We start from the raw sequence: 7,706 nt of genomic DNA on the forward strand, positions 1-7,706 counted from the left end.
ACCGAGTGCCGCTGCGGCCACCGATCCGAAACGTATCAAAACGCCGTCAGGTAGCGCGGATCCAAACGCGCGCGACGATGGCCATCCGTCAAAGCGAGGAATCATCTATGGAAGCCAAACGGTTCGCTGGCGTCGCGATCGTATGCAGCGTCGCGATGGGACTGCTGTCGGCATGCGGCACCCGCCATGTCAGCCGCGATATTTCCGCCGACGGCGTGCCGGGCGAGGTGGTCTTCCCGGCGGTCGAACGCGCTGTGCTCAAGGAAGGAACGTTTCCGAACCTGGACGACCTGCGCCAGGTGGCGCCGGGCGTCAGCAAGGAGCAGCTCTATCATCTGCTGGGGCGCCCGCACTTTCGCGAAGGCTATGCCGGCGTGCGGGAATGGGACTACCTGTTTCACTTCCGCCGCGAGGGCGGGGTGACCACCTGCCAATACAAGGTCGTCTTCGATCAGAACTATCTGGCGCGAAGTTTCTACTGGCTGCCGGAAGCATGCGGCGATGTGTTGCGCGAGCCTGTCGCGGCCGAGCCGTCGTCGTCGCCAGCCGCGGCTGCGTCGCGTCGTTTCACCCTGTCCGCCGATGCCTTGTTCGCGTTCGGCCGGGCCGGGTTGGACGATCTGCAGCCGGAAGGCCGGGCCGAGGTTGCGCGCGTCGCCAAGGCCTTGCTCGATGCCAAGGACCTGCGCGAGGTGCGGGTGACAGGGCATACCGATCGGATCGGCAGCGACGCGGCCAACCACTCGCTGTCGCGCGAACGCGCCGAAACGGTGCGCCGACTGCTGATCGCCGAAGGCGTGCCGGCGCAGCGCATCTCGGCGGAAGGTCGGGGCGAGTCGGAACCGGTGGTCGGCCACTGCGAAGCCGCGAAGGGGCGGGACGCGTTGATCGCCTGCCTGCAACCCAACCGCCGCGTCGAGATTTCAGCCGACGTGGAGCAGTGAGCGGACGCGGCCCGCGCGCCGTCGGACCGCTGCTGCATCCGCCTTTCCCCAGCGTACGAGAGATCGAGATCAGGCCCATGAAACGCATTCTGCTGACGATGGCCATCGGCCTGCTGTCCACGACGGCGCTCGCCCAGGCGCCGGCGCAAGCGCAGCGACCGGCGCCGGCAGCGCAACAGGCCGCTGCGCGCGACGTCGATCCGAATACCTTGGCCAATACCGCGTTGCAACTTCTGCAGGCGATCGACCGCGACCAGGCCGGTGCGCTCTGGGACGCCTCATCGAACGTGACCAAGCGCTCGGCCAAGCGCGAGGACTTCGTCGCTTATGTCGGCAGGACCCGCAAGCCCCTGGGCACGGCGAGTTTGCGCAGTTGGATAGGAGTGCGTCGCGAAGTGGTCGGCAACGGCGCCCAGCTTCCGCCCGGCCTGTACGCCAGCATCGAGTTCTCCAGCCAGTTCCAGGGCAAGCGAACGGCGAAAGAGCTGATCTCCCTGCGCCGGGACGAAGACGGCCTGTGGCGGTTCTCCGGCTACGTCATTCAGTGATTCGCCCGATGCGGTCCGCAAGGGGATGCGGATCGCGTCCTCGCACCCTTGCGCCCTGAGATGTACCGGTCGCCCTGTCAGGCTGGCCCGAACCTTCGGATCTGCATTGCGGTGAGTCGGGCCGCGATGTTTCCGGCCTGAATGCACCAGTCAGAGCCCGAGGCCTTGTCCGACGGGCTAGACTAGGTCGTCCAGTCGCAAGGGAATGCGTGTGATGAAAAGGGAAATCGCAACCGAGGTCGCGCGGCTGGGCGGCGGGCCGTCCGATGGCGCATCGCAGCGCGAATCGGCCCGGCTCTTGGCATGATGACTTCGAAACTAGGCAGCACCGCAGCTGCCATTGCGCTGCGCGTCTTTCTCGCAAGCACCCCGCTGGTCGCCCTGTATGCCTACGCCCAATACGCATTCGCGCAGGCCCGAGAGCAGGAGCATCGAGGCGACACCGGGCTCGGCATCGCGATCTTGCTCGCCTTCGTCTGCGTCACCCTGATAGTTTCGTTTCTGGTCGATCTCATCGTCCAGATCGCCAGGAAACGCATTGCGGCGTCGACGACGAGCCTGCTGATCCTTGCAGTCCTGTGCGTCCCGCTCGGTTGGTTCGGCTGCAACTGGTTCGATCTGCGCGCGAGCATGGCCTGCGAGCAGGTCGGCAATGCATTCGGGGCGTTTCTGGCTTTGTTCGAGCAAGCGGCCTGAGGCTTTATTCGCGCCGAGACTGTTTTCGCTCCAGACGCGTACTCCCGGTTGCCGGACCTGCCAACCCAGCCTCGTCGTCTCGCCGTCGTTGCGGGCTTCGACGTGCGCTATGGCTTAGCACACTTGTTTATGAACCGGCTGAATCGACTGCCGGGCCGTATTCGAGGGCTCCCGGCTTGCCGTCCTTCGCGGCTTGTCAAGCGGTGGGGCATTTCCAATTACGTGTAAAATGGCGATCTTTTAGCCAGTAGTAATGATGGAAGCACCCCGACGGGCGACGGTACGTGGCCCGACGTTCATCCGCTCGCTCGCTCGCCTGACGGCTGCAGACCTTCCCCAGCCCACGCGATCGTTGTCGGATCAACTGAGTCTATGGATCGATTGGACTCACGCGGTGGCGTTGTCCACTGCGCTGGACGGCAAGCCGCCCGTGGCGGTCCTCGACGAACGTACCCTGACCCGCATCGACGAAGACGAATGCGTCCGCGTGCGCAACGCCTTGGCGCAGGCCATCGCCGGCGATCGTGCGTTCGGCTCCAGGCCGAGCGGGTCCGGCTTGTCCGCGGCGGAGCAGGCGTTCGCCGAGGAAAGCCTGGATTACCCGTTCTATCGCCAGCGCTATCTGGCGATGCAGCAGGGCATCGAGGCCGGCGTCGGCCGCCTGCGCGAGCGGCTGCGCGCGCGGCTGGCGCTGCGCAGCGACGGCCTGGAGCGGCTCGCGGCGGTGGATACGGTCATGGAACGGGCACTGAGCCGGCGCGAGCGGACGCTGTGGTCGGCCGGGCCGGTCTTGCTCGGCCAGCATTTCGAGCGCCTGCGTCAGGCCGCGGCCGACGCGCAAACCTCGGGCGATACGTCGGCGGCTGCCTCCGACGTCTGGCTGGAGGCGTTCCGCAACGACATGCACAAGGTGCTGCTCGCCGAATTGGATGTTCGCTTACAACCTGCGCAGGGCCTGCTTGCGGCCCTTTGCACCAGTCCCCACGGATAACATGTTCAGAAATTCGCTCTATCCCGTTGTCTTTCTCGCAGGTTTGCTCGCCGTAGTCTGGGTCGGTGCCGGCTACGTCGGTTCGAATGCCCTGGCGCTGTCGGTCGCGATGTTGATCGCCGCTTGCTATCTCGTCGGCGGATTCGAGCTGTACCGCTATCGGCAAGCCACCGTCACGCTGACGCGCGCGGTCGCCGAGTTGTCGGCGCCGCCGTCCAACCTCGGCGACTGGCTCGGGCATCTGCATCCTTCGCTGCGCAATGCCGCGCGTCTGCGCATCGAGGGCGAGCGCACGGCCCTGCCGGCGCCGGCGCTGACGCCGTATCTGGTCGGCCTGCTGGTGTTGCTGGGCATGCTGGGCACCTTGCTCGGCATGATGACGACCCTGCGCGGCACCGGCCTGGCGCTGCAAAGCGCGACCGACCTGCAGGCCATACGCGACTCGATCGCCGCCCCGGTCACCGGCCTGGCGTTCGCGTTCGGCACCTCGATCGCGGGCGTCGCCGCCTCGGCGATGCTCGGCCTGTTGTCCGCGCTGTGCCGGCGCGAACGCGGCCAGGCGGTGCAAGGCCTGGACCTCGCCATCGCGACGACCTTGCGCAGCCATTCGCAGGTCCATCAGCGCGAGGAGGCCTTCAAGCTGCTGCAGCGCCAGACCGAGACGATGCCGGCGCTGGTCGATCGCCTGCAGGCGATGATGGCGGCCATCGAGCAACAAAGCCTGCTCGCGCACGAGCGCCAGCTCGCCGGTCAGGACGCGTTCCATGCCAAGACCGAAGCGACCTATGCCCGCCTGGCGACGTCGGTCGAGCAGTCGCTGAAGCAGAGCATCGACGAGAGCGCGCGCGTCAACGGCGCGGCGTTGCAACCGATCCTCGACACCACGATGGCGGCGATCGCGCGCGAGACCGCGGCGATGGCGGCCATCGAGCAGCAGAGCCTGCTCGCACACGAGCGCCAGGTCGCCGGCCAGAACGCGTTCCATGCCAGGACCGAAGCGGCCTATGCCCAACTGGCGGAGTCGGTGGAGCGGTCGTTGAAAGAGAGCATCGGCGAGAGCGTGCGTGTCACCAGCGCGGTGCTGCAGCCGGTCGTGGAAACCACGATGGCGGCGATCGCGCGCGAGACGGGCGCGCTGCACCAGACCCTCACGCGCGAGACGGGCGTGTTGCACGAGACCGTTACCCGCGAGACCGGAGCGCTGCGCGAGAGCGTGGCTCAGGCCGTGCAGCAGCAGGTCGACGGGCTGTCGGCGGGCTTTGCCACCGCCACCGCCACCGCCGCGGCCAGTTGGAGCCAGGCGCTGCTCGAACAGCGACAGTCCAACGCAGGCCTGATCGAGGAGCTCGGCAACACCTTGCAAGGCTTCAGCAGCCGCTTCGACCAAGGGGCCGCCGGCCTGCTGGAAAGCTTGTCGACGCGTTTCGACGCCAGCACCGGCCAGGCTGCGGACGCCTTGAAACAAGCCTTGTCGCAGCAGCTCAGCGCCAACGACGAGATGGCGGCGCGCAACCAGCAGGCGCTGGTCGCCGCCGCGGCGACGTTCGAGGACCATGCCGTGTCCCTGGTGGGCGCGCTGCAGGATGCGCATAAGCAACTGCAGGACGCGCTGGAATCGCGCGATCAACAGCGCCTGGCGGCCTGGGCCGAGAACTTCGGTTCGATGACCGCTGCTCTGGGCGAGCGCTGGCAGCAAACCGGCGAACAGGTCGCGAGCCGGCAGCAGGAAATCTGCGACACGCTGGCGCGCACCGCGCAGGATATCTCGACGCGGACCCAGGCCCAGGCCCAGGACACGATCGCCGAGATCGCGCGTCTCGTCGACGCCGCTTCGGAAGCGCCTAAAGCGGCGGCCGAGGTCATCGCCGAACTGCGCCAGAAGCTGTCCGACAGCATGGTCCGCGACACCGCGATGCTGGACGAACGCAATCGCCTGCTGGCCACCCTGGAAACCCTGCTCGACGCAGTCAACCATGCCTCGACCGAGCAGCGCACCGCGGTCGATGCACTGGTGGCGACCTCGGCGGATCTGCTCGATCGCGTCGGCACCCGTTTCACCGATCACATCGAAGCCGAGACCGGCAAGCTCGGCACGGTCGGCGCGCAGATCGCCGCCGGCGCAGTCGAAGTGGCCAGCCTGGGCGATGCCTTCGGCGCGGCCGTGCAGTTGTTCGGCGAGACCAACGACAAACTGGCCGAGCGCCTGCAAGGCGTCGAGGTCGCGCTGGACAAGTCGCTCGCGCGCAGCGACGAGCAACTGGCCTATTACGTGGCCCAGGCCAAGGAAGTCATCGACCTGAGCATGCTGGCGCAGAAACAGATCATCGACGACATCCATCGGCTGGCCGACCGGCAGGCTTCGGTCGGAGCGCAGGCGGCATGAACGTGGAGATCGACGGCGACGCCGAATCCAACGCGCCGATCTGGGCCGCGTTCGGCGACCTGATGTCGGTGCTGGTCGGCGTGTTCGTGCTGATCCTGGTCGGCGTGATCGGCGTGCAACTGCAGCTTTCGAACAAGCTCGGCGAGGAAGTGAAGCAGCGCCAGCTCGAAGCGCAACGCCGCAAGACCCTGGAGCAGGCGCTGGCCGTGCCGCTGGCGGCGGGCCGGGTGACCCTGATCAACGGCCGCATCGGCATCAGCGGCAGCGTCTTGTTCGCGCTGAACTCCGAGCACCTGCAGCCGGAAGGCCGCGAACTGTTGAAGACCCTCGCCGGCCCGCTGTCCGAATATCTGCAATCGCGCGACGAAATCCTGATGGTGAGCGGCTTCACCGACGACCGCCAGGTGCGCGACGGCAACCGCCAGTTCCTCGACAACTGGGAGCTGTCGGCACGGCGCGCGCTGACCGTGACCCGCACCCTGATCGCCGAAGGCGTGCCCGCCTCGTCGGTGTTCGCCGCCGCGTTCGGCTCCGAGCAGCCGGTGAGTTCGAACGCGCAGGAAGAGGGGCGGGCCAAGAACCGCCGCGTGGAAATCGCCCCGATCCCGAAGCCGTCCAAGGCGACGTGACACGCCGTGAGCCGTAATCCTCCACTGCAGGCCCGGGCGATGCTCGATGCCTGGCGCGAACAGGGCGCCGATCGCATGAGCCCGATGCGCTTTCGTCGCATCGATGCCCTGGCGCGCCGTGCCGCCGCCCATGGCGGCGAAGTGCGGCGTCTGCTCGATGGCCGTTTGGCCGAACTGATCGGCGCCTACGCCGGCGATCTCGAACAGGCCGCGTCCAAGACCGTAGGCGCCGGTGCCGCATCAGCGGATGCATGCGCTGGTGCCGGCTTGAGCAGTCTGGTCGACTACATCGCCGATCGGGCCACGCTGCGCGATGGCCTCGCAATCGGGGGGGCTTCAAGCGGCGCATCGTTTCCGGAGCTCGGCGTGCTCGATGAGTTCCGTACGCTGTGGTCGAAGCTCCGCGTCGAGAGTCAGTTGCGCCAGTCGCTGGAGCAGTCGCCCGCGAATGCCGGTCCGCTCAATTCCGGCAGGCTCGTGCACCGCTCGCTGACCCTGATGAGCGAGCTGTCACCGGGGTACCTGCAGCAATTCCTGGCCTACGTCGACGCCCTGACCTGGATCGAGCAGATGAGCGACAGCGGCCTGCTGGCCCTGGAAGACACCCAGCGCAGCGGCAGCGGCGGCGGCAGCAAACGCGTGCGGGAAAAGCCGCGCAAGCGGCGCGAGTGAGCGCGGCTCGGGTCGCAGCTATCGGCGGCGCGGTGTACCGGCGGAGTTCAACGCCTACTCTTTGATGCTGGTGCCGAGGCACCGCGGTTGGGGCGGAGCCGCTTCCGGATCGCGAGGAAACCGAGGCGCAGCGCAGCCGAGAGACCCGCGAACAAGACCGCGAAGATGCAGGGCAGGATCGCGCCGAAGGTAAAGGTCATGCCCGCGACGAAGCCGAGCATGCACTCGGCGCGATAGATCGGGGCGATGATCGCCAGCGGCAGCAGGCCGAAGAAGATCGCTTTAGTGATGTCGGTGGCGCCGAGCTCGAAGCTGGTGGCCAGGGCCGCGCCGTACGCCAACGACGCGACCAATCCGACCCAGATGCGCCGGCGCGCGCCGGGACGATTGCGGAGCCGGACGCCGAAAGCCCAGCCGAGCGCAGGCAGGATGATCAAGCCGAACCAGTTGGAGATCTCGGGCAGGTCGGCCCGGTTCAACACATGATGGCTGCGTACGCCGCCATCGAAGTATTCGAAGCCGAGGTGTATGCCGGCGAAGGCCAGGGCGGCGAGCGCTCCGGCCAGCGGCAGGCGATAGGAAGATGTCATCGGCGCGGCCTCATCGACTGAACGCCGACGAATATCCTCCCAGAGCCGTTGCCGGGCCATAGGCAGGAAGTGGGCATGACCATCGGTGGTGGGGCGGTGGTGCTCGGTTGCCGCGCCGCGAGACAGAAGCTGAGACCGCGGATGTCCAGGAGCAACAACGCCGATGTCATTCATCGAAGTGGCGTGTTTTCGCGGGGGTAGGAGCGGCGTCCTACTGGATTTCCTTCGGTCACAAGCCGCGACCGCGCTGTAA

Annotated in this window: 8 protein-coding genes; 7 read left to right on the plus strand and 1 reads right to left on the minus strand. The window is 67.1% G+C overall.

The window, feature by feature from the left end; genetic code table 11:
- Positions 1-5: 5 nt before the first annotated feature.
- The 7 genes from EX88_RS0110015 to EX88_RS0110045 all read left to right on the plus strand — a co-directional run bounded on the left by EX88_RS0110015 (position 6) and on the right by EX88_RS0110045 (position 6,863).
- The gene (locus EX88_RS0110015) at positions 6-944 is read left to right on the plus strand and encodes an OmpA family protein (protein WP_235186232.1); all 939 of its coding nucleotides are present in this window, start codon (positions 6-8) and stop codon (positions 942-944) included.
- A 77-nt stretch (positions 945-1,021) separates the two neighbouring features.
- Positions 1,022-1,492 (plus strand): DUF4019 domain-containing protein, encoded by a 471-nt coding sequence (locus EX88_RS0110020; RefSeq protein ID WP_031371861.1) that lies wholly within the window; start codon positions 1,022-1,024, stop codon positions 1,490-1,492.
- Between the two features lie 303 nt (positions 1,493-1,795).
- On the plus strand, positions 1,796-2,188 hold the full coding sequence (locus EX88_RS24485; RefSeq protein ID WP_051884879.1) for a hypothetical protein: 393 nt from the start codon (positions 1,796-1,798) through the stop codon (positions 2,186-2,188).
- A gap of 256 nt (positions 2,189-2,444) precedes the next feature.
- Complete coding sequence (locus EX88_RS0110030; protein ID WP_235186233.1) at positions 2,445-3,179, plus strand: DUF3348 domain-containing protein; 735 nt, start codon at positions 2,445-2,447, stop codon at positions 3,177-3,179.
- Position 3,180: 1 nt separating this feature from the next.
- Entirely contained in the window at positions 3,181-5,562 is a 2,382-nt protein-coding gene (locus EX88_RS0110035) for a DUF802 domain-containing protein (protein ID WP_031371864.1), read from the plus strand.
- A complete protein-coding gene (locus tag EX88_RS0110040) occupies positions 5,559-6,191 on the plus strand; it encodes an OmpA family protein (RefSeq protein ID WP_031371865.1) in 633 nt (210 codons plus the stop codon). The genes EX88_RS0110035 and EX88_RS0110040 overlap by 4 nt, the downstream gene beginning before the upstream one ends.
- Positions 6,192-6,230: 39 nt before the next feature.
- Entirely contained in the window at positions 6,231-6,863 is a 633-nt protein-coding gene (locus EX88_RS0110045) for a DUF2894 domain-containing protein (protein WP_051884881.1), read from the plus strand.
- Between the two features lie 47 nt (positions 6,864-6,910).
- Here EX88_RS0110045 and EX88_RS0110050 read toward each other — a convergent pair whose 3' ends face one another.
- The gene (locus EX88_RS0110050; protein WP_152566204.1) at positions 6,911-7,627 is read right to left on the minus strand and encodes a hypothetical protein; all 717 of its coding nucleotides are present in this window, start codon (positions 7,625-7,627) and stop codon (positions 6,911-6,913) included.
- Positions 7,628-7,706 lie beyond the last annotated feature (79 nt).

The sequence above is a fragment of the Lysobacter antibioticus genome (assembly GCF_000731095.1).
Classification (GTDB): Bacteria; Pseudomonadota; Gammaproteobacteria; order Xanthomonadales; family Xanthomonadaceae; genus Lysobacter; species Lysobacter antibioticus_B.